Below are 20,738 nucleotides of genomic sequence, written 5' to 3'. Positions count from 1 at the left end.
GATTGGATTATCAGGAGATTTTTCACTACTTTTGTTTCGTAGAATATAAATAAAGGAGGATTGCTTATGACAACGATGGAATTGAAAAGTCTGAAGATGGACTTGGTGGAGGAACTCCTGAGTTTGAATGACAAAGAGATGCTCAATCGAGTGAAGAACTATTTGAAACGACTGAAAAAAATGGAAGCTGAAAAAGAAGAGGAAGAAATCACGAAAGAAGAAGTTCTAGCAGGGATTGACGCCGGACTGAAAGAGGTAAAACTTTCAATGGAAGGTAAGTTGGAGGTAAAGACTGCAAGAGAGTTCATTAATGAATTATGAAATTATAGTTAAGCCGACATTTCAGCGGGAGGCTAAAAGGCTGGCGAAACACTATTCCTCTTTTAAGGAGGATTTTGTTTCATTGATTGATGATTTAGAACAGAATCCTCTGCTAGGAACGGACTTGGGACATGGACTGCGCAAAGTTCGTATGAAAATAACTTCAAAAGGAAAAGGTAAAAGTGGAGGAGCAAGGGTTATAACATTTACTTTAGTCGTTTCTCAACAAGATGCAGTTTTGAATCTTCTCTATATTTATGATAAAGCAGATAGAGCGTCTATATCAGAAAAGGAAATAGAACAACTTCTGAAACAGAATGGATTGAAATAGAATAGAGAAAGGCACTGTTCACTAGTTTGTGCTAATAGGATGTGTAGGGTAATTCTTATAAGGCGGCATCTCAGATGTAGTATTCCGCTAAATCCACAATCCCAGCCCTCATCGCATATTTAGTAGCTTCATGTACATTATTTACTCCCAATTTGCGAAAGATATTCTTACGATGACTGTTTATCGTATGGAAACTAAGATTTTTCTCTGCTGCAATCTCTTTCGTCGTTTTTCCCAATGCAATTTCTTTTAGGATATTCTTCTCCGTTTGTGTCAATAGATGATCGTCTACGCTTGAGGCAGCCAGCGGAGAAGAAGCGCCCGAAAGCAACAGATTGCTGACATGATTGCAAATATACCGTTGTTTGCGGGTGGCACATTGAATGGCAGTCATGATTTCTTCTTTTGAATTATCTTTCATCACTACCCCGAAAGCCATACTGCTGAACAGTACCTGGCGGAGAAAGTTCAGGCTAAGTTCGTCAGAGAATAGAATCCAGTCGGCTTCCTTGAATCTTTCCTGCAAGACAATCAATTCATCCGCCCCGGCAAAATTGAACAGTGTATAATCCAATACAATCACCGCTTGCGGATGCAATCGTAGCTGCTGAATCAGTTCCGCCTTGTTATCAGCTTCTAAAAGGAGGGACACTTCCTTTTGTTTACTTAGCAGGAACATCATTCCTGCCTTACTGATATCCTGATTGTCTGCGATGATAAATTCTCTCATAAGCAACGATGAATAAAAAACTCCGCTACAAATGTACGCATTTTGCGCGATTTGTAGCGGAGTTATGATAAGATTCTTGTATCCGGATTACCAGGAACGTCCTTTGAAGATATTTGACTGGTCAAGCGGAACGATATTTCCGTTCAATGTCAGGTTATTGTTGCTGAAGTTCGGGCTGATGCTAACCGAAGCAGTATTGTTTCCGCTACTCATATTGATAAATACTTGAGCGGAGATGCCGATACCCTGAACGCTGAATGAGCAGTTCACATTTCCTTTTTTGTCGATATTCATCTTCATATCCGAAGAATTACCATCTACTGTAACACCACCGATTCCGTTAGGACCTGGGTAAGGAGTGTTGAAAGCAGTCTGTACGGTAGCTCTGTTGCCGTTCATCAAGACGAAGTTGGTGTTTGAAGTAACAAAAGCACTCATACCGTTGCGGAAGACAACTTGATTAGCTTCCAATACAAATTGCTTGTTCTTCAAAGCCTGTACAGCTTGTTGATAGGCTGCCATGTCCTGCACCTCTTCTTCGGCACGGAGTTTTGCTCTTTCTGCATCTCTTTGAGCTTTTCTTTCTGCGCGGCGTGCTGCTGCGTTACTTTCTTGTGCATACATCATTGTGCTTGCACTTACTAATACTAATGCTACTAATGCAATAAACTTTTTCATAACTTTTTTTTGTTTAGGTTTAATACGTTGTTCGTTTATTGCAAAAACAAAGTGTATGCCAGATTGTTCACGAACGTCTTGCAATTTTATATCCGATGGCTGCCACAGTGATACTCATTAAGGGGCTGATAATGTTGAAAAAACAATAAGGTAGATACACAAGTGTGGGTACACTCAAGATAGTAGCTTGTGTCATTCCGCAACTATTCCACGGAATCAATACGGATGTAACGGTTACTGCATCTTCCGTCGTACGGCTTAGTAAGCAACTTTCATACCCTTTCTTGGCATAAATATCGCGAAACATATTTCCCGTCAGAATGATACTGATGTATTGGTCGGCAGTTGTCAGATTAAGAAACAGGCCGGAGCAGACTGTCGCTCCAACCACGCTGACTGTTTTCTTCATGAAGCGGACGAAGATGGAAGTGATACTTCCCAGCATACCGCTTGCTGTCATTGCCCCGCCAAAACACATGGCGCACAGAATCAGCCAAATCGTATTCATCATTCCCGCCATCCCACGTGTAGCGATTAAATCTGTCAGAACGGCATTGTCTGTATGTAAATTTGTCGCTCCATAGACGGTCATCATCAGTCCTTTGAACAAAGAATCGAATCCGGAAACGGCAACTCCGGAAATCTCTTGCAACAACTCCGGCTGAAATATCAAAGCAAAGACACCAGCTAGCAGAGTGGATAGGAACAGCGTAACGATAGAGGGTACTTTCCGTGCTATCAGTATTCCGGTTACAACAGGGACTATTAACAACCACGGAGTGATATGAAACTTTTCGTTCAAAGCGGTTGCCACCTCCGCAATATGTTGTGTATTGCTGGCATCATGGGAAAGTCCTGCCACTGTGAAAATAATCAGCGTGATGATAAGAGACGGTACCGTAGTAATCATCATATAACGAATGTGACGGAACAGGGGAGTGTCTGTGATGGAAGACGCCAGGATAGTGGTTTCGGATAAAGGAGATATTTTATCCCCGAAGTATGCCCCCGAAATGATAGCTCCGGCAATCCATCCATCTTCAAAGCCTTGCGCCTTTCCGATACCCATCAATGCAATACCGATAGTGGCAATAGTGGTCCACGAACTTCCGGTCATTACAGAAATCAACGCGCAGATGATGCAGGTCGATGCCAGGAAGAAACTGGGATGGATAATTTGCATCCCGTAATAGATTAAGGTCGGCACTACTCCGCTAATCATCCAAATGCCACTCAACGCACCGATTATCAACAGAATGATGATGGCTGTTGCCACTCCGGCAATATTGTTGGTGATGGCGAGCTCGTAATCTTTCCAGGGAATCTTATAAAACGCCATACCAATCAGGATACAAATGGCTGTAGTGGTAAGCAATGACACTTGACTTCCGCCGCTTAGGGCATCACTGCCAAAGGTACGGATAGTGGCAAACAATAATAACACCAGTACAACAATCGGTATCAACGATACGAGGGGAGAGGGAGCTTTTTTCATCTTGATTCTTATAACCTTTTATTTATTTTCCGGCTACTGCTTGTTGATAGCCGCGCAAAGATACAACAAAAAAGAATGAAATCTTTTGCTTCAAAACATCAGGTAATAAAAATTATTAGATGTTTATATTTAATCGGAATATGTAGGAGACGGCTCAACTGGCAAAAGTCTTGCGCCTGATCCACCAGTAACGGATGAAAAGCACTCCTGTCAGGATGAGGGCGATGGATAATCCGGTATAGAAAACAGAAATGAACGTTTCGGGCAGGAGGTGGAAGCTACGGATGGTGATTCCCAGGGAAATCATGAATATCATTGTAATCCAGCTTTTCACATCGAAAAAGGAGAACGGACAATTCCGGCGTTCTTTCTTTTGCTCGATTCGCTGGGTATGTTTATAGTAGAGCCTTCTGAAAACCAATACGAAGAATAATAAGAAAACCACGGTGGCTTCTCCTATTTTGAACATCCAATCTTGGGAAGTGTTTAACCAGGTCACAATTCCTATTCGCAGAATATTGGCACCGGCTATAATCCAGACGGCACCGGCTGTGATAAGTAAGATTTGTCTGTTAACTCCGTATTTCATTGGCGTTTTTTTTATAATAAACGGTTTGAGTGTTCGTTTTGTTGACTCATTTCTTGTAGAAAATCGTAATTAATAAAGAAATCCCGGTTAAAACAACTCCGGTACTGATAACTCCGTGCCAGCCATACAGTTGCCAAAAGCTGCCTGCCAGAAATGTTCCCATAGAACCACCGATAAAGTAAGTAGTCATGAAAACTGTATTAATACGGTTCGAAGCACGCGGATTTAGTTCGAAGATACTTGTCTGGTTACTTAGCTGAATACATTGCATTCCTATGTCAATGATGATGATACCGGCGATGATACCGACAAAGGTGTTTTCACCGACGAAGAACAACAACCATGCAAAGAGAATCAAACCGCAGCCGATAAAGTTGAAGCGGCGTACGCCTACCCGTTTTACGTATCTTCCGACAAAAGAAGCAGTCAGTGCACCGGCTACTCCGCAAAGTCCCAGCATACCGATTACATCGCTGTTGGCGAAGAACGGAGCTTGTCCCATTTTAAAAGCCAGACAGGACCACATGGCAAGGAGGGAACCGAAATTCAGTGCCGCCCGAATCGAATAAATGCGTAGTTGCGGATATTCTTTCACTAAGGCTAACAGAGATTTCATCAGGTCGCTATATTTTCCTTGGAAGTTGGTTTGAATATCGGGAAGGACTTTTAATACAACAATCGCGCAGATAAACATCATGCCTGCAGCAATGTGATACATTTCCCGCCAGCCAATCAGTTCACCGATAAATCCGCTGACGACACGTGAAGCCAGAATACCGGTCAATAGTCCTGATAAGACAATTCCTACGTTTCTGCCTTTATGTTCCGGACGGGAAAACTGCGCGGCTATGGGAATGAATATCTGTGGAATCATGGAACAGACTCCAGTGAGGAATGAAGCGATGAGTATCAGATGGAAGCTGTGTGTCAGGGCAATCGTCAAGAGGGAGAAGATCAGGACGGTGAAATTGACAAGGATGATTTTCTTTCGTTGATATAAGTCGCCTAAGGGGGTGATGAACAACAGTCCTGCTGCATAGCCTATTTGCGTGACCATGGCAATCAGGTTAGTTCTGAACTCTGATATGCCAAGTTCATGGCGTATCATATTTAATAGAGGTTGGATATAATAGATGTTGGCTACCGAGACACCTGCCACAATAGCAAGTGTCCAGAGGATGGATGCCGGTAGTCCTCCGTTTTCTTTTAATGGCTGTTTCATGCGGCAAAGATAATAAAATAAGATGTTTATTCGATGAAGAAAGTAGTGGAAACTGTGTTGCCTTCTCCGTCTACTGCCGTCAGGGAATGTTTGCCGGGAGCGGGTTGCAGGGAAATTTTGTGGAAATCCTGCGTCTGTGTCTGATAAGTGTCGTCAAGATGCCAAAAGATAGTCGCATTGGGGTTGCTGTGTGCCAGTTCGACCGTGAGAAACCCTTTGCTGCCGTCCAATTGTTTGGGTAACTTGATGTGGGCGTTCATCGGAGGGTAGATGAACTGCATGGATTGGAAAGAATCTTCTCCACAGCCGGCTTTGAAAGGTGGCAGTGGTTTATATTCCGGATGGTGCTGCTTATAGTACCATTCCCATACAGGTGGCAGGGCAAACCATGATTTCTGAATGGTAGGTTCGGTATTTGCACAGTTTTCATAGATGCGGTGGCTTTCGTCAGCGGATAGCGTGACGAGATGATGGTAAGGACAAGCCTCCGTCCGTAATTCGGCGGGAAGAATTAATACGGTATCAGTTTCTTCACAGAAACGTCCTTTCAGATGACCGGACTGGCGGCATATTTCTGCATCAACGAAAACGCCTGTGGGACGTTCGAACCACGGTGAAGAAGGGAGGTAACTGAATATATCGAATAATACAGGACCGGCTGTTTGTGCACCAACCAATCCGGGCTTTCCCTCTCCGGTTGCATTGCCTACCCATACGCCTACTGCATAGCGCGGAGTCACCCCCACTGCCCACGCATCACGGAATCCGTAGCTGGTTCCGGTTTTCCATGCGATGGTCTGCATGGATGGAATTGATTTCCAGTCAATCTCTTCGGGGCGGTTGACTTCTGTTAAGGCGGAGAGGGTAAGCCAGGCTGCTCCTGCATTAGCCGAAGTGGTTTCTTCCGAATCCTCTTCTACGGAGATAGGACTGGAGTTACTTTGTTCTCGTTTTTCCTGCTTGTTATGATTGCTTTTATGATTACGGCTTGTTTGCTTCGTATCATTGTTTATTGGCTCTGTATTTTCTGTTTCCAGTAGTATCTGTGCTTCCTTTCCTTGAGATACGGTCGGGGAGGGGCTATTGCTGGAAAGGCTTCGTCCCATTTGTGCATAGGCATTCGTTACATCCCATAATGTTGCTTCTGCACCTCCTAAAATCAGTGACAAACCATAATGAGAAGCCGCCCGATTGATAGTCTTGAATCCCATCTGTTGCAACAAATGGTGAAACTTGGGTACTCCATATCTTTGTAACATGGTTACAGCCGGGATATTCAACGAACGGGCAAGGGCTTCGGAAGCGGGAACGGCTCCTTCAAACTGCATACTGAAGTTTTGGGGAGTAAAGCCGTTGATATTAACCGGTACATCCGGTAACAGCATTTTCGGTAATAAACTTCCTTCCTGTAGCATGGCATTGTAGAGAAAAGGTTTTAAAATACTGCCTGTGCTTCTGGGAGCTTGGATCACATCTACCTGGTTTCCTCCTTGTTTACGGTCGAAATGTACATTTCCGCAGTATGCTACTACTTGATTGGTGGGAATGTCGATAACCAGAATTGCCAGGTTGCGGATATCACTTCGATTAAACTCGTTGCTCCACCGTTCTGCCAAACTCTCTATGTGGGTTTGTATCCCTCTGTCAATAGTTGAACGGGTATATAGCCCGTTTCTTTCCTGATAGAAACGACTGACTAGGTGGGGAGCTATTTGAGGAAGCGGATGCGGCTCGTCGGGTAACGGTTCGCTGACAGCTAATTCATAGGTGGATGCGTCGATAATCTCTTCTTCAAGAAGTTGCTTTAATAGACGGTTGCGTTTGGAAAGCAGTGTCTTTCGTCCTTTGGATAGATGGATCATGGCAGGGGCATTGGGGAGGACAGCCAGCATAGCCGATTCCGCCCATGATAAATCTTCGGCAGAATGACCGAAGTAACGCCAGGCAGCAGCATCCAATCCTACAACATTTCCTCCGAATGGTGCATGAGAGACATACATGGATAAGATTTCCTCTTTAGAAGCCCGAAATTCCAGACGGGTAGCCCATATCATTTCAACGACTTTCTCTCCGAGAGTTCTAGGTTTGTTCCGGGCGAGACGAATGGTTTGCATGGTAAGGGTACTGCCTCCGCTTACGACACGTTTGTTCTTTAAATTTTGATAGAGTGCCCTTCCGGTAGCTAACGGATTAACTCCCCAGTGGTGATAAAAGTGTTTGTCTTCAAAGGTAATGAGGCATTGCTTGATTTTTTCGGGTGTTGTCTTTCGGGGAGGAAACCGCCATTGACCGTCCGAGGCGATGCGTGCTCCCAATAATTCTTCATTTCGATCAGTCACAACGGTAGAATAGGGTACATGAAACAGTTGCCGGGGAAGGCAAAAGATGTATCCTATTATCAAAAGAGTAATGCTTATAGTCATTACTTTTTTAGTGACAGATAATCGTTTGAAGAATTTTATAGGATTCATTTAAATATTAAAAGCTAAGAGACATATCTTTATGACAAATAATTAAGTAAGAAATAATAAGGTACGAAATAATTAGGCACGGATTACACGGATTACGCGGTTTAAGTGAACGAGTAGAACCGTGAAATCCGTGTATCCGTGCCAAGTATTATCGACTGACAATGGTTCTTCCTGCTTTGCTTCGTGCCTGTACGTTTGCATCATACATCGCTTCACATTGAACGGCAGGGAGAATAAAGTTACCAGCATAGGTCGCTTGTAACCTGACAGTGAATACCTTTGTCTCACCGCGGCGCAGATTGAAATAGGTCAACACCCTGTCATCACGTATATCCTGATAGCTGTACTTGCTGACTGATTGACCGGAGCCGTCGGCTGCTGCGTTTTCCGTTTCGGGAGCAACCATTCTTTCATTGTATATTTCCCAACCGGACGGTATGATATGTGTCAGTGCCAGATTAGTGTAATCAGAAGTACCGCTGATATTGGATATTGAGGTGATAGCCATAAAGTCAGTTCCCTGTATGATGTCATTGACAGAGAGCGGTGTACCGTTCAGGTTAGCATATCTTATATCCATGCGGAGGTTATCGCTGATAGCCGGTAACGTATCGTTTAATAACTGCGTACGTGTGATAAGGTCTACGCTAAGCGCTCCCTTTCCTTGATTCTTCACAGAAACAGTGCCGGATTTTGGAGTGGTAGCGATCTCTTTTTCAAACACAGCTTTGGCTGATTTTACAGCAGGTTGCTGTTTATCGTTCCATGACCACACAAAATCCAGTGTGCCTGATAACTTTTCTGCCAGACGTCCCATTGCCATCAGAGCAAAAGCGGTAGATTGTGTACTGAACCAATCCTCTTGTGACAGATTCTTAGAAACGACTTTCGCTTGTTGCAAAGCATCCCGTTCCCGGTTCATCAGGATGAGTGTTTCCAAAATCATTGCTTCGTCACGATCGGAAGAACCGTAAATCTGATTCATGGAAGAGTAGGGGTTCACCGTTGTTTCTACATTATAAACAAGTTCTTCAGCCGGTTTCATCTTTCCGGTCAGTGCGTATGCGGCTGCCAGCCTCCATTTGGCCTGAATAGATAATCCGGTCTGTTCTTTCATTCGGTTCATAGCTCCATATTCCGGTACTCCTGCCAATGCAAGGGTATATAAACGGAAGGCTTGTTGCAATTCCGACTGCCATTGCTGCCAACCGCTTGCTTCCTGCGGCATACGCCAGTTTTGTGCGGCTGCACGTTGGAAGCGCTTCCACTTGTTCAGTACGTTCGCATGAACGGCATATCCTTTTTCTTGCGCCAGCGTCAGGAACATTCCTGCATAAGAACTGATCCATTCGTCGGCAACAGCATTCCCCGGCCAATATACAAATCCGCCGTTGGGGAGCTGACGACCATAAATCTGCCGGATAGCTTCCTGTACATTCGTCTTTATCTTTTCGGCTTCCGTCTTATCTATCGTCTTGAATTGAGCGACAAACAGAAGAGGCAGAGCCTTGGAAGTCAACTGCTCCGTGCAATGGTGCTGATAATTGTATAAGAAGTCGAACCGACGGCTGATATCTACCGAAGGTATGCGGGATACTTCCAGCTTGATCTGATTATTTGTGGAAGAACTGCTTAGGTTGTATGACAATTCTTTGCTTTGTCCGGCTTCTATCCATTGACTGTTGCGCAGGGTTACTACCGGATTCGGATTGCGTACGTCTATTTCAATGGTTTCTTTGGTTTGTTGTCCGCCGCCATTTGCTGTCAGGTGGATTGTAGCCTTTCCGGTTTTGCTGCCTGTTTTTAAGGTAAAGAAGACAAGCTGGTCTCCCGGTTGGGTGAATTTGAGCGATTGTTGGTTAGCTCCTACAATCTGTACTCCTCCACCGGATGCCTGAAGTGATACGGTCACATTCTTCACTTGATTCTCCATCGCAAAGATATTGACCGGAACGGTAATTTCTTCCTGAATACTAAGCACACGGGGCAAAGTAGACAACATCATCAATGGAGTTCGTACGAAGGCAGTCTTTTCCGTATTACCATAAGCACCATCCTGTCCGGCAACCACCATGGCACGTACCGAACCCACATACATCGGAAGTTTCAATGTATGTGTCTGGCTCTTTCCTTTTCCCAGATAGAAAGGACCTATAAACTTGACTACCGGTTTAAAACGGTTTGCTTTAGCATCGGCAGGTTTCAACGTAGCGTCTCCTCCTGTGCTGAAAAGCGAACTGTAGCTTCCGGAAGAAGCTCCCAATACATTATCATACATATCCCATGTCCGGATGCCAAGCGCTTCGCGTGAATAGAAATCATTCCATGGGTCCGGGGTCTTAAAGTTGGTAAGATCCAATAAACCGTCGTCTACGATAGCCAATGTATAAGTCATTGGTTTCCCGCTCTTTTCGCTGACGGTCACGTTGAAGTTGGTTTCCGGGCGTAACACTTCCGGCATCTGTATCTGTGGTTGCAATACTGTCTGACTGTTAGTGACAAATACCGGAACAACGCCGTACATACGGATAGGCAGGTCGTTGACTGTTTGCGCGTGAGGCTGTAGCAGACTAATATGCAAATATACGTTCGGAGTCATCTCCGGCGTAATCTTGAATGTATATTTCGTATCTCCTCCGTTGGAGACTTCTATCCATTCCTGACGCAAAACTGTCGAACCGTTTTCAATGGATACCAGTGCACGTCCTCCCGCTGCCGCAGGAATAATGGCTGTGGCTGTTTCTCCAATTTCGTATGAATCTTTGTTCAGAGAGAAAGCAAGCATCTTGATGCCGCTGGGATCTGTTTTGCTCGAACGTCCGCGCCATTCCGGCCAGTCTATATAAACGGTTCCTCCGGTGGCATGTCCGCTCTCTTTGTCTTTTACGTAAACCAGGTAGCGTCCCCATGACGGATAATCGACGCGGAACTTGAAGGATGCTTTTCCGCCTCTTGTCTGTAAGTTGCCGCTGGCAACAGGTGTGATGGAACTGTTGTTGATGTAAGTGCCAAAAGATTCACCGCTGTTCTCCCACCACCAGCTCCAGCCGATGCGGTATATTTTGTATTCCAGATTAGTACGGTTCACTAGCTGTCCCTGCGTGTTTACAGTTACAATATCGAATACGTGGTCTTTGTCCGTTTCAATATATTTGCCTTTCGGTTGGTTCAGGTTGATACCGACGTAAGATGTAAATGGCGAGAATGGGATTGTTTGGGTGTAGATGCTGGCATCTCCTCCCGGTTCGAATACACGGGTGGTGAAAGTTGCATTCAACATACCCGGTGCTTCGGTTGCAGTCGGAACTTTCAGTGTGACGCTGGCTTTTCCTTCTGCATCCAGTGTACCGTCAAATACATCTGTTTTGATAGTCGTGAAATCCGTAGCCGGATTATTGAAGATATATTGTCCGTAATTCTTAAACTGTGTATTCACTTTAGATAAAGACATTTCTATTTTAGCTTTCAATTTGGAGGCAGTGGCTCCTGTCAGCCAGGTTGAAGTGAGTGGGGCGTAGACATCCTTGTCCGTAGCTTGAAGAATCTTCGGCAATGCCAGGTTTATTTTCAAGCGGTTGGGCTTTATGGTTTCGATACGCAGACCTTTGTGGAAGGTGGTTCCTCCTACTTTAATATATGCATTCCAGAGCCCGGTTGGATCTGTAGCCTGTGTCGGAACGTCGAATGTATAAAATCCGTTCATTCCTTGCGTTGAAATCATTTTGGTGTAGAACTGTCCTCTCGGATTGTATATTTCCAGTGCTACGGGATGCTTGTCGGGGATTCTCTTTTCGCGGTCCTCCAATATAAAGGAAATGTGCAATGTGTCTCCCGGTCGCCATACTCCTCTTTCGCCATATATGAATCCTTTCAATCCCTTTTGAATATCTTTTCCTCCCACGTCGAATCTGCTGACGGACTGTTCTTCACCGTCTACGACACGCACATACGCCTTTTGCTTTTCCGATTCAGCCACGATAATGAAAGGTACGCCCTTCGGAGCGATTTCAACGAACCCGTCTCCATTGGTCTCTCCCTTTCCTATAGGCTGTAACTGGAAGTTATATGCTGTTACTTGTGCTTTCCCTATCGGTTTGGTGTCCAAAATATTGCTTACGGCAATCCATAGTTTGTTCAGTGAATTCCGTTTTACAATCATCCCCAGATTGGAAGCAAACACATTACATGCAGCAATTCGGTCTGAATTCATATAATAAGATGGATGGCATGGATTGTCGCGTTCCGTCCATCGGTACACGCTCCAGTCCATTGTTCCTCCGTTGTAATAATAGTAAGCTTCGGGCGTATTCCAGATGGCTTCATCTTCTTCAGACAAGACACTTCCGCTTACTTTGGTCAACCCATCGGATGTGTTACTGTCGGCGAATTTCATATCCTGATTCTTGTTTCCTCCACAAGGATAAGCGGAGTATTCCTGACGGAATGAAAGTATGACACGGTATATGGCACCCGGCTCCTGATGAATCAACCCGGCAAGATCTATTGAGTAATCCCCCCAATGATGAATGTCTTTGGAAGCATCTTTGGCAAGCCATAATGTTTTCTTATAAACCAGCCTTCCTGAGCGGCGTAGCTCATTGGCTGAGGCGAGCGAATTGGTTTGCATGAACATCAATACATTATTCTCGAAGATACGGATCACACTCAAATCCACGGCATACAGATTGACAGCCCTGAAAGGAATAATCAGATTTTTCGAATCGGGCAGGATGGCGGCGGAGGTAGACATTTCTACTTGTGGTTTCAGACTAACTTCACTGAACGAGATCGTATGTGAAGTTCCCAGCGCTTTACCTTGACTGTCTTTGACTCCTTCATGGATATTCAATGTCAGTTTATTCTGCGTGTTTGCTTCGAAATAGATGAAGACTCTGTTCTCGCTGATTTGGAAGATAGATGAGGAGACTTCCGGAATCTCAATCAGTCCTTTTAAATCCTGGGTAGTGGATAAAGGAGCGGAGAAAACAATCTCAATTCCGTTTTCCGGTTGTTCAATGCGTTCGGCAGACATAAAACGGAAGCAATCTTTAGCCGGTATCAGCACTTCTTCGCTTTGTTTGCGGTCAATGCCGGCTGGGTTACCATTGGCTGTAATGGTCAATGGGTAATCATCAGCTTCTCTGGGTATTTGTCTGATGTTGAACTGATACCGGGTAAGGTTGTCTGTCGTGGTGACTTCTACCGGATAACTCTTCTTGCCATCGCTGGCAGTCAGCATCTTTTCCACTTCCTCTTTTTTCACTACATCGCTGAAGCGTATTTCTCCTTTAATATTTATTTCATCCGGTTGGGCAGCTGTAATTGGTAACGACTCCAACTGCAAAGTGAAGTTACGTTCCTGCACACGGAATGAGAAGTTGAACTCTTTTAGTTTTTTGTCCACTTCAATGAAGTCTCCAAGCCGGAAAGTTCCTTCGTAGAGCGTTCCCGGTTTCAATGCTCCTTCTTCCGGCACAAACTCAATGGTGTTGTTGCTTACCCAATATGCTTTTCCTTTTAATGAAGGGGAAAAGCTGAACGGATTGTTTTTTAACTCACTGTTCAGATCCACCATGGGTTGGTCATGGGTCAACTCTATGCGTATGGTTGAATTCTGTGAAATAACTCCTCCCGTATACGCATTTACATACGGTGCATAATCGGCAGAAGGAATGATGTCTTTTTGAGTACGTGTGCATGAATATAGGCCCACAGTCATCATGATAAGTAGGAGTAGTCCGGTAGCACTAATGCTACGTGTAGTCTTTGTTAGTCCCATAGCGATGAGTTTTTTATAGTTCAACAAACAAATATACAGTTTTTATGCTAAATCCTTTGTTATTCTGATTATTTTTGCAAGTTCTTAATCAATTTATTTATGGGGAAAAAGAAAGAATACAAAGAGGCCAATCGACGATTTCTGAAAAAACTGTCTTTTCAGGAAGGTGTTTTTGCGTTGCCGTGTGGAATTTATTACAAAGTTTTGGAAACTGGTGAAGGTACGATTTCTCCGGGTGCGCGGAGTATTGTTACCGTGCATTACAAAGGAAGTCTGATTGATGGCCGGGTATTTGATAATTCTTATGAACGTACTTGTCCCGATGCCTTACGTCTTAGTGATGTAATAGAAGGGTGGCAGGTAGCACTTCAGAAAATGCATGTTGGGGATAAATGGATTATCTATATACCTTATGCAATGGGATATGGTATTAAATCTTTTGATTCTATTCCTGCTTACTCGACATTGATATTCGAAGTGGAACTGCTTGGAGTTGCATAGAGTATAAAAATGAGCTATATATAATTAGATGCATGGATATTTTTCTTTTAGCTTCTTTATAAAGGATTTGCTTTTGCAAAGGTAGCTAAAAGTAGAAATATCCGGTAATAAAAATATGCAGCTTTGGAGAAAGTTAGTAATGCTGACCTTTCTTATATTTCCTTTATTTCCTTAGATGAACCATCTTCTGCCAGTTCTTTAATCTCTTTATTCAAAAACACGGAAAGTACAGTTCTTACTACAACAACTCCGCCCAAGATTGCCAGCTCATCCAAAGTAGGATCAACTACAGTTTTCAGAATGTCGGATGCGATTAGAAATTCCAGTCCCAGCAAAAGGTAACTGCCGAAATCTGCTCTAAGTTGCCGGATATTATTAATGGTATAAGTTCCGTTGAACCGTTTTATCTCATTGCGTAGGAAGGCAATGAAGCCGACGAGTACGCCATAAGTCACAATCAGTAAACTGATGACACTGATGATAGTAGCGAGTGTATTTAAGAATGTGAGTAGCATTGTTGTATAATGTTTAGTATCTGTTATATAAACAAGTGAAGTTGTATAATAGTTCTCAAATAGATCTTTCGTTAGGATTGAGTTCTCAATCTAATTTGTGTATCAATAAAATACAAATCTCCATCTATTCCATAAATCATCGCCTGCGTACTCAAAGTTGTTCAGCTTTACAACTATATCTTCATTTCCTGTATAGACTTCATTTTCTCCACCTTTACTTAAGAATTCTATATTCAAATTAGAGGGGGAAATCCATAAATTGTCTGAATTGGCCAATGAAATTAGCTCTTCAATTTGCCTTCTCTTATAGCTTTCTGTTGGTCCAAACGTTCTTGTTGCTTCCTTTTTTCTTCTAATGAGGCTGGCTGCTTGCTCCATAATGCTATTGACTTGCGAGTACGCTCTATCCATTGCTTGTGAAATTCGTTGATGTATTCCATAATTTTATTGATTATGAGCTTATGCAGATATGGTTATTAGGTTTATATCCAACAAAGTTCAGTTGATAAATTAGCATTGTTATATAATAATTTTTTGGTGTTTATGCCAATATCTTTTAATAAATATAGAATGGAAACGCTATTCCAAAAGTTTTTGTTTTTAAGTAAAAATAGGAGAGTGCTGTATTGAACACTCTCCTTATGTATAAAAGTAATAAATTACTTACCCAAAGCCTGAGCTATGTCAACAGCACAAGCTACTGTACAACCTACCATCGGGTTGTTACCAATTCCCAGGAATCCCATCATTTCTATGTGAGCAGGAACAGATGAAGAACCAGTGAACTGAGCGTCTGAGTGCATACGACCCATCGTATCTGTCATACCGTATGAAGTAGCGACACTGCATCCCTATAATTCAATCAAATTAATCGTAAATGAATGTTTTACAGGTGAATATTGAAATGCTTTAAAGAACGCTCCAGATTATAAATCTCTCTGTTTTGAATAAATGGTCGTGAATAAGTCACAAACCTTATATATTTAGTAATGCTGTTACTTCATTTTTTAGTTTTGGTAAATGGTTAATAACCATACTCCAAAGTATATCTACGGATAGACTATCATAGCCATGTATGATATAATTTCTGGCATCTACTATTTTACGAGAATTGGTTATAGCTATATCTTTATCAACTTTTAGTATTCTATTCATTGCTTCACCAATAATTTCTATGTTTCTTTCAACGGCTCGTCTAAGGCATAGGTTACTATAGAAGTCATCATAAACTTTAGGAGCATTGCCGAAGAAACTTTCTACTTCTTCAATGGCAGTTAGAATATCTTGCAAGTGTTTCTTTATTAACTCATCCATAGATTAAAGTTTTAGTTGCATCCACATTCTTCTTCAAATATGGATTCTTAATAGTCTGTTCTTCCAGTAAATCTACTTTTCTACCAAACAAATTTTCTAAAGCATATTTGAAATCAAAGAAATTATCAAAGTAATCGCTTACTTCTGCCTTATTAAAATCGACAACTAAATCAACATCGCTGTTGTCATTAAAACGACTCGTAAGAACAGAACCAAAGACAAATAATTTATGTACCTTATGTTTTTTGCATAGGTCAATTATCTTTTGGATATTATTTTCAATCAGCTTCATAGGTGTATCTCCTTTCAATGCAAAGATAATTAATAACTCTTACTTTAACAAGGTATCATTAGGGATAGTTGTATTAATACTCTACTTTTTTTGCATTGGACTAATAAATACTTTCTTTTTTAGTTTAAAGTAGTATCTATATCCATCTTAGTAAAGTGAAATCAGTATTAGGTAGGAATACAAAACTAAACTATATTAGAAAGGTAGGAGAGAGGTAAATCAGCAGTTCAACCTACGAACATACTGAAAATAAAAATCCCCATAACCTTATCAGTTACAGGGATTTACTATATGGTAATTATTTGAATTACTTACTCAAGGCCTGAGCTACGTCAACAGCGCAAGCCACTGTACAACCTACCATAGGATTGTTACCAATTCCAAGGAATCCCATCATTTCTACGTGAGCAGGAACTGAGGATGAACCGGCGAACTGAGCGTCTGAGTGCATACGACCCATCGTATCTGTCATACCGTATGAAGCAGGACCGGCAGCCATGTTATCCGGGTGAAGAGTACGACCTGTACCACCACCTGAAGCTACAGAGAAATATGGTTTACCAGCAAGAACACGTTCTTTCTTGTAAGTACCTGCAACTGGATGTTGGAAACGAGTCGGGTTAGTAGAGTTACCTGTGATAGATACGTCTACACCTTCTTTCCACATGATAGCTACACCTTCGCGAACGTCGTCAGCACCATAACATTTTACTTTTGCACGAGGACCGTCAGAGTAAGCGATTTCGCGAACAACTTTCAGTTCACCAGTAAAGTAATCGAATTGAGTCTGAACGTATGTAAAGCCGTTGATACGAGAGATGATCTGAGCAGCGTCTTTTCCAAGACCGTTCAAGATACAACGCAACGGTTCTTTACGTACTTTGTCTGCTTTAGCAGCGATTTTGATAGCACCTTCAGCAGCAGCGAAAGATTCGTGACCTGCCAGGAAAGCGAAACATTTAGTTTCTTCACGCAGCAACATAGCAGCAAGGTTACCATGGCCGATACCAACTTTACGGTCGTCAGCTACAGAACCCGGGATGCAGAATGCTTGCAGACCGATACCGATAGCTTCAGCAGCTTCAGCAGCGTTTGTACAACCTTTTTTAATAGCAATGGCAGTACCTACGACATAAGCCCATTTTGCATTTTCAAAACAGATAGGCTGAGTTTCTTCACACGTTTTATAAGGATCAAGTCCATGAGCTTCACAGATAGCGTTAGCTTCTTCGATATCTTTGATGCCGTTAGCGTTCAAAGCAGCGATAATCTGTTTGATACGACGGTCTTGGCTTTCGAATTTTACTTCTCTAATCATTGTTTCTTTCCTCCTTATATTATTCGTGACGTGGATCAATAGATTTAACTGCTCCCTGTTCTGCTGTTACGCGTCCGTAAGTACCTGTAACTTTCTTCAAAGCTTCGTTAGCATCAGTACCTTTCTTGATTTCGTCCATGAACTTACCCATGTGTACGAATTCGTATCCGCAGATTTCGTCGTTCTTGTCCAAGAAGATTTGTTTGATATAACCTTCTGCCATTTCAAGGTAACGAGGACCTTTAGCCAAAGTACCATAAAGAGTACCTACCTGGCTACGAAGACCTTTACCCAAGTCTTCCAAACCTGCACCGATAATCAAACCACCTTCAGAGAAAGCTGATTGAGTACGTCCGTATACGATTTGCAAGAAAAGTTCGCGCATTGCAGTATTGATAGCGTCGCAAACAAGGTCAGTGTTCAATGCTTCAAGGATCGTTTTTCCCGGAAGAATTTCAGCAGCCATAGCAGCAGAGTGAGTCATACCGGAACATCCGATAGTTTCAACTAAAGCTTCCTGAATGATACCTTCTTTAACGTTCAGTGTCAGTTTACAAGCACCTTGTTGAGGAGCGCACCAACCGATACCGTGTGTCAAACCAGAAATATCAACGATTTCTTTAGATTTTACCCATTTGCCTTCTTCGGGTATGGGAGCCGGTCCGTGGTTAGGGCCCTTCTTTACAACACACATGTGTTCCACTTCGTGTGAATAAGTCATAATTAGCTCTTTTTTTAGTGATATAATTAAAAATACGTAGTCACGATTCTCTAAATCGCCCACAAAGGTAGTCGATTTATTTGTTTCTGCAAATCGCCTTTTATTACTTTTTTGTGAAAAGAGACAAATCTGTTTACGTTTTTTCGTCGTTTGTAAAGTCGGGATTGCATTTGTGAAAGATTGAGACCGCGAGAACTATCTATCCTGTGCTTTGTTGTTATTAGAAAAAGAAAATTTATGGAACTGAATCAGATAGATATACATTATTTAATAGCGGCAATTTGCGTTATTTCATCTGCGCTTGTGTTTTATACGATAGGTGTTTGGGGAGAACGTCTTCAAAGGAAATTAAAGTTTTGGCATATCATTTTCTTTCTTCTCGGGTTGCTGGCCGACACGGTGGGTACAAGCCTGATGGAGCATATTGCCGAACTGACTCATTTGCATGACGAAATGCATACGGTGATAGGGGCAATTGCTATTCTTCTGATGTTTGTACATGCGTTATGGGCGATATGGACCTATGTGAAGGGAACGCCTATAGAAAAGAGACATTTTAATCGTTTCAGCATTGTAGTTTGGTGCATTTGGCTTATACCTTATCTAATAGGAGTTTATTTGGGGATGCGATTACATGTATAATAAACAGCCTGAATAGAGCCGGCAATTCATAAATCACCTTACAATATTCTTGTCAGCTGACTCTAGCCGGCCATTCGGACAACTATCGTTGTCTGATTAGTCGACTAGAGTTGACTGGATAGCCGACTGGAGTCGTCTGTTATTAAACAGTTGCTTTTCATTCGGGATATATATGCTATTTGCCTGTTTCTATTAATATAGCAAGTATTGGTTCTCACTATGTGGTGAAACTGTGAAATACATATTCTGTGAAGGATGTGAATACCGTGTTTTATATGATTTGTTCACAGGAAGTGTCTGTAAATGAGATGATATGGATCGTGTGAAGAACGTGGAGGACGGATAATGGAGTTAAGATTGGCAAGATTATGGAGGGATTATTACTGGATGTAGAATAAAATTCGTAGCTTTGCTGCATCATTATATAAAGAAGATTATGATCGAAGTTGTAGAATCAGCCTTACAAAAGGCTGCGGGTGAAGGAATGGATGAATTTATCCAGGCGTTTACAGATAAATATAAAGAGGTAATCGGTGGTGAATTGACTGCGGAGACGATGCCTTTGTTGACGGGAGAACAACATTCTTTGCTGGCTTATCAGATTTTTCGTGATGAGATGATGGTTGGCGGGTTCTGTCAATTGATTCAGAATGGCTATGGTGGTTATATCTTTGATAATCCGTTTGCGAAAGTGATGCGTTTGTGGGGAGCGGAAGAGTTTTCGAAATTAGTTTATAAGGCTAAGAAAATCTTTGATGCCAACCGGAAAGATTTGGAAAAGGAACGGACGGATGATGAATTTATGGCTATGTACGAGCAATATGAAGCTTTTGATGAGTTGGAAGAAGCCTATTTAGAGATGGAAGAACAAGTCACAGCATTGATTGCAAGCTACGTAGATGATCATTTGGAACTTTTTGCAAAAATAATAAAGTAACTGATGCAGTATTTTTTAAGTACTTGCATTTATTAATTATGAATTAGAATTTATATCTTTGCAAAATCTAAAAAATATGTTTATGAAACAAGTGAAATTTTTCTTGGTGGCTTTGATGGCTGTGGTTATGGGTATGTCAGTTACTTCTTGTATGAATGGAGATGATAACCACAATGTTACAATGACTGTTCCTGTTAAGTATAATTTTGGATCATTTCTGATGGGGGATGCAACTACGAAGTTGGTTCCAACTACAGAATTGGGCTTTTTGGATGGAAATATGTATATAATTTCATGCCAATATGACCAATCACAGGTGACAGCAAATAGTACTAGTATACCAGTTACTTTGCTATCTACTCCGCTTTGTATTGACCCTAAAGGTAATGAAGGTTTGAATCCTCAAAAAACGGAACCTACTAATCCTCTTTATTCATTGGATAAGCAACAGTCAAGTTTGGTTTATTATGACAAAAATACAATCGTTTTGACAATGCCATATTGGGTGAAAGTTACAAACTCTAGTGTTGAAGATTCAGAAGTAAAGAAGCATTCATTTGTTCTTTCTTATGATCCTGAAGCAATGACTGCCTCTGACACTAAGTTAAAACTATATATTAGCCATGTTGTTGAGGATGCAGGTGAGACCGTAACTCGTTCTAATTTTACATATGCTTATAGGGCTTATTCAATTAGAGCTGCTCTTGCTGCATTTAAGGAGAAAACAGGCAAATTACCGAAATACCTGGAACTGACAGCTGAAATCAATAACTCAAAAGATGAATTGGTCGATAAGGATGGGAAGGAAACTTCGGTTGAACGTTCGGTTGAATATGATTACGCATTTACAGAATAACATTGAACTACAAAGAACTATTTAAC

Annotated in this window: 19 protein-coding genes and 1 pseudogene; 6 read left to right on the top strand and 14 right to left on the bottom strand. The window is 42.1% G+C overall.

What is annotated here, in order from left to right; all coding sequences use genetic code 11:
- The first annotated feature begins 66 nt into the window (after window positions 1-66).
- Both DW173_RS01080 and DW173_RS01075 read left to right on the top strand, forming a co-directional pair.
- Window positions 67-321: a hypothetical protein gene (locus DW173_RS01080; RefSeq protein WP_004316007.1), complete on the top strand. Its 255-nt coding sequence runs from the start codon at window positions 67-69 to the stop codon at window positions 319-321.
- Window positions 311-652 carry a type II toxin-antitoxin system RelE/ParE family toxin gene (locus DW173_RS01075; RefSeq protein ID WP_008643242.1) on the top strand — a complete coding sequence of 114 codons (342 nt, stop codon included), beginning with the start codon at window positions 311-313 and terminating at the stop codon, window positions 650-652. The genes DW173_RS01080 and DW173_RS01075 overlap by 11 nt, the downstream gene beginning before the upstream one ends.
- Window positions 653-722: 70 nt before the next feature.
- On the opposite strand, the gene DW173_RS01070 is transcribed toward DW173_RS01075, so the two are convergent.
- The 7 genes from DW173_RS01070 to DW173_RS01040 form a co-directional block, all read right to left on the bottom strand.
- On the bottom strand, window positions 723-1,382 hold the full coding sequence (locus DW173_RS01070) for a LuxR C-terminal-related transcriptional regulator (protein ID WP_008770885.1): 660 nt from the start codon (window positions 1,380-1,382) through the stop codon (window positions 723-725).
- Between the two features lie 87 nt (window positions 1,383-1,469).
- On the bottom strand, window positions 1,470-2,060 hold the full coding sequence (locus DW173_RS01065; RefSeq protein ID WP_004305931.1) for a DUF4251 domain-containing protein: 591 nt from the start codon (window positions 2,058-2,060) through the stop codon (window positions 1,470-1,472).
- A 67-nt stretch (window positions 2,061-2,127) separates the two neighbouring features.
- A complete protein-coding gene (gene nhaC / locus DW173_RS01060; RefSeq protein ID WP_049703115.1) occupies window positions 2,128-3,555 on the bottom strand; it encodes a Na+/H+ antiporter NhaC in 1,428 nt (475 codons plus the stop codon).
- A 154-nt stretch (window positions 3,556-3,709) separates the two neighbouring features.
- A complete protein-coding gene (locus DW173_RS01055; protein WP_008018526.1) occupies window positions 3,710-4,144 on the bottom strand; it encodes a hypothetical protein in 435 nt (144 codons plus the stop codon).
- Between the two features lie 46 nt (window positions 4,145-4,190).
- Window positions 4,191-5,366 carry an MFS transporter gene (locus DW173_RS01050; RefSeq protein ID WP_004315999.1) on the bottom strand — a complete coding sequence of 392 codons (1,176 nt, stop codon included), beginning with the start codon at window positions 5,364-5,366 and terminating at the stop codon, window positions 4,191-4,193.
- A 26-nt stretch (window positions 5,367-5,392) separates the two neighbouring features.
- Window positions 5,393-7,837: a penicillin-binding protein 1C gene (pbpC, locus tag DW173_RS01045; protein ID WP_199722801.1), complete on the bottom strand. Its 2,445-nt coding sequence runs from the start codon at window positions 7,835-7,837 to the stop codon at window positions 5,393-5,395.
- A 148-nt stretch (window positions 7,838-7,985) separates the two neighbouring features.
- Window positions 7,986-13,616, bottom strand: a complete 5,631-nt coding sequence (locus DW173_RS01040; RefSeq protein WP_120143434.1) for an alpha-2-macroglobulin family protein — start codon at window positions 13,614-13,616, stop codon at window positions 7,986-7,988.
- 99 nt (window positions 13,617-13,715) lie between these two features.
- On the opposite strand from DW173_RS01040, the gene DW173_RS01035 reads away from it, so the two are divergent.
- Window positions 13,716-14,117 (top strand): FKBP-type peptidyl-prolyl cis-trans isomerase, encoded by a 402-nt coding sequence (locus DW173_RS01035; RefSeq protein WP_008021699.1) that lies wholly within the window; start codon window positions 13,716-13,718, stop codon window positions 14,115-14,117.
- 152 nt (window positions 14,118-14,269) lie between these two features.
- Here DW173_RS01035 and DW173_RS01030 read toward each other — a convergent pair whose 3' ends face one another.
- From DW173_RS01030 to DW173_RS01005, 7 genes and pseudogenes are all read right to left on the bottom strand, one after another.
- Complete coding sequence (locus tag DW173_RS01030) at window positions 14,270-14,632, bottom strand: DUF1622 domain-containing protein (RefSeq protein ID WP_049703112.1); 363 nt, start codon at window positions 14,630-14,632, stop codon at window positions 14,270-14,272.
- A gap of 102 nt (window positions 14,633-14,734) precedes the next feature.
- A complete protein-coding gene (locus tag DW173_RS23770; RefSeq protein ID WP_233562071.1) occupies window positions 14,735-15,010 on the bottom strand; it encodes a hypothetical protein in 276 nt (91 codons plus the stop codon).
- 281 nt (window positions 15,011-15,291) lie between these two features.
- Window positions 15,292-15,465 (bottom strand): annotated as a pseudogene (locus DW173_RS01025) (GGGtGRT protein); the annotation flags it as partial.
- A 142-nt stretch (window positions 15,466-15,607) separates the two neighbouring features.
- A complete protein-coding gene (locus DW173_RS01020; protein ID WP_004315993.1) occupies window positions 15,608-15,946 on the bottom strand; it encodes a DUF86 domain-containing protein in 339 nt (112 codons plus the stop codon).
- On the bottom strand, window positions 15,939-16,238 hold the full coding sequence (locus tag DW173_RS01015; RefSeq protein WP_008021707.1) for a nucleotidyltransferase family protein: 300 nt from the start codon (window positions 16,236-16,238) through the stop codon (window positions 15,939-15,941). Before DW173_RS01015 ends, DW173_RS01020 begins: the two co-directional genes overlap by 8 nt.
- A 307-nt stretch (window positions 16,239-16,545) precedes the next feature.
- Complete coding sequence (locus DW173_RS01010; RefSeq protein ID WP_004315991.1) at window positions 16,546-17,556, bottom strand: GGGtGRT protein; 1,011 nt, start codon at window positions 17,554-17,556, stop codon at window positions 16,546-16,548.
- Between the two features lie 19 nt (window positions 17,557-17,575).
- Complete coding sequence (locus DW173_RS01005; protein WP_007759112.1) at window positions 17,576-18,277, bottom strand: iron-sulfur cluster assembly scaffold protein; 702 nt, start codon at window positions 18,275-18,277, stop codon at window positions 17,576-17,578.
- Window positions 18,278-18,514: 237 nt separating this feature from the next.
- Between DW173_RS01005 and DW173_RS01000 the strand changes: the two genes are divergently transcribed.
- The 3 genes from DW173_RS01000 (at window position 18,515) to DW173_RS00990 (ending at window position 20,712) form a co-directional block, all read left to right on the top strand.
- Window positions 18,515-18,919 carry an HsmA family protein gene (locus DW173_RS01000; protein WP_008021711.1) on the top strand — a complete coding sequence of 135 codons (405 nt, stop codon included), beginning with the start codon at window positions 18,515-18,517 and terminating at the stop codon, window positions 18,917-18,919.
- Between the two features lie 436 nt (window positions 18,920-19,355).
- Window positions 19,356-19,856, top strand: a complete 501-nt coding sequence (locus DW173_RS00995; RefSeq protein ID WP_008021714.1) for a DMP19 family protein — start codon at window positions 19,356-19,358, stop codon at window positions 19,854-19,856.
- A gap of 82 nt (window positions 19,857-19,938) precedes the next feature.
- On the top strand, window positions 19,939-20,712 hold the full coding sequence (locus tag DW173_RS00990) for a hypothetical protein (RefSeq protein ID WP_117809150.1): 774 nt from the start codon (window positions 19,939-19,941) through the stop codon (window positions 20,710-20,712).
- Window positions 20,713-20,738: the final 26 nt, after the last annotated feature.

The organism is Bacteroides sp. AM16-13, from assembly GCF_003602705.1.
Classification (GTDB): domain Bacteria; phylum Bacteroidota; class Bacteroidia; order Bacteroidales; family Bacteroidaceae; genus Bacteroides; species Bacteroides xylanisolvens.
Note: the sequence above shows the minus strand (reverse complement) of the source record. Positions and strands in the feature narration are given on the sequence as shown.

What these genes read in the sequence shown, in the direction of transcription:
- DW173_RS01070 (WP_008770885.1), bottom strand. Translation starts at nt 1,382, where the DNA reads ATGAGAGAATTTATCATCGCAGACAATCAGGATATCAGTAAGGCAGGA.
- DW173_RS01050 (WP_004315999.1), bottom strand. Translation starts at nt 5,366, where the DNA reads ATGAAACAGCCATTAAAAGAAAACGGAGGACTACCGGCATCCATCCTC.
- DW173_RS00990 (WP_117809150.1), top strand. Translation starts at nt 19,939, where the DNA reads ATGAAACAAGTGAAATTTTTCTTGGTGGCTTTGATGGCTGTGGTTATG.
- DW173_RS01020 (WP_004315993.1), bottom strand. Translation starts at nt 15,946, where the DNA reads ATGGATGAGTTAATAAAGAAACACTTGCAAGATATTCTAACTGCCATT.
- DW173_RS01075 (WP_008643242.1), top strand. Translation starts at nt 311, where the DNA reads ATGAATTATGAAATTATAGTTAAGCCGACATTTCAGCGGGAGGCTAAA.
- DW173_RS01035 (WP_008021699.1), top strand. Translation starts at nt 13,716, where the DNA reads ATGGGGAAAAAGAAAGAATACAAAGAGGCCAATCGACGATTTCTGAAA.
- DW173_RS23770 (WP_233562071.1), bottom strand. Translation starts at nt 15,010, where the DNA reads ATGGAGCAAGCAGCCAGCCTCATTAGAAGAAAAAAGGAAGCAACAAGA.
- DW173_RS01030 (WP_049703112.1), bottom strand. Translation starts at nt 14,632, where the DNA reads ATGCTACTCACATTCTTAAATACACTCGCTACTATCATCAGTGTCATC.
- nhaC (WP_049703115.1), bottom strand. Translation starts at nt 3,555, where the DNA reads ATGAAAAAAGCTCCCTCTCCCCTCGTATCGTTGATACCGATTGTTGTA.
- DW173_RS01040 (WP_120143434.1), bottom strand. Translation starts at nt 13,616, where the DNA reads ATGGGACTAACAAAGACTACACGTAGCATTAGTGCTACCGGACTACTC.
- DW173_RS01015 (WP_008021707.1), bottom strand. Translation starts at nt 16,238, where the DNA reads ATGAAGCTGATTGAAAATAATATCCAAAAGATAATTGACCTATGCAAA.
- DW173_RS00995 (WP_008021714.1), top strand. Translation starts at nt 19,356, where the DNA reads ATGATCGAAGTTGTAGAATCAGCCTTACAAAAGGCTGCGGGTGAAGGA.
- DW173_RS01080 (WP_004316007.1), top strand. Translation starts at nt 67, where the DNA reads ATGACAACGATGGAATTGAAAAGTCTGAAGATGGACTTGGTGGAGGAA.
- DW173_RS01065 (WP_004305931.1), bottom strand. Translation starts at nt 2,060, where the DNA reads ATGAAAAAGTTTATTGCATTAGTAGCATTAGTATTAGTAAGTGCAAGC.
- pbpC (WP_199722801.1), bottom strand. Translation starts at nt 7,837, where the DNA reads ATGAATCCTATAAAATTCTTCAAACGATTATCTGTCACTAAAAAAGTA.
- DW173_RS01010 (WP_004315991.1), bottom strand. Translation starts at nt 17,556, where the DNA reads ATGATTAGAGAAGTAAAATTCGAAAGCCAAGACCGTCGTATCAAACAG.
- DW173_RS01055 (WP_008018526.1), bottom strand. Translation starts at nt 4,144, where the DNA reads ATGAAATACGGAGTTAACAGACAAATCTTACTTATCACAGCCGGTGCC.
- DW173_RS01000 (WP_008021711.1), top strand. Translation starts at nt 18,515, where the DNA reads ATGGAACTGAATCAGATAGATATACATTATTTAATAGCGGCAATTTGC.
- DW173_RS01005 (WP_007759112.1), bottom strand. Translation starts at nt 18,277, where the DNA reads ATGACTTATTCACACGAAGTGGAACACATGTGTGTTGTAAAGAAGGGC.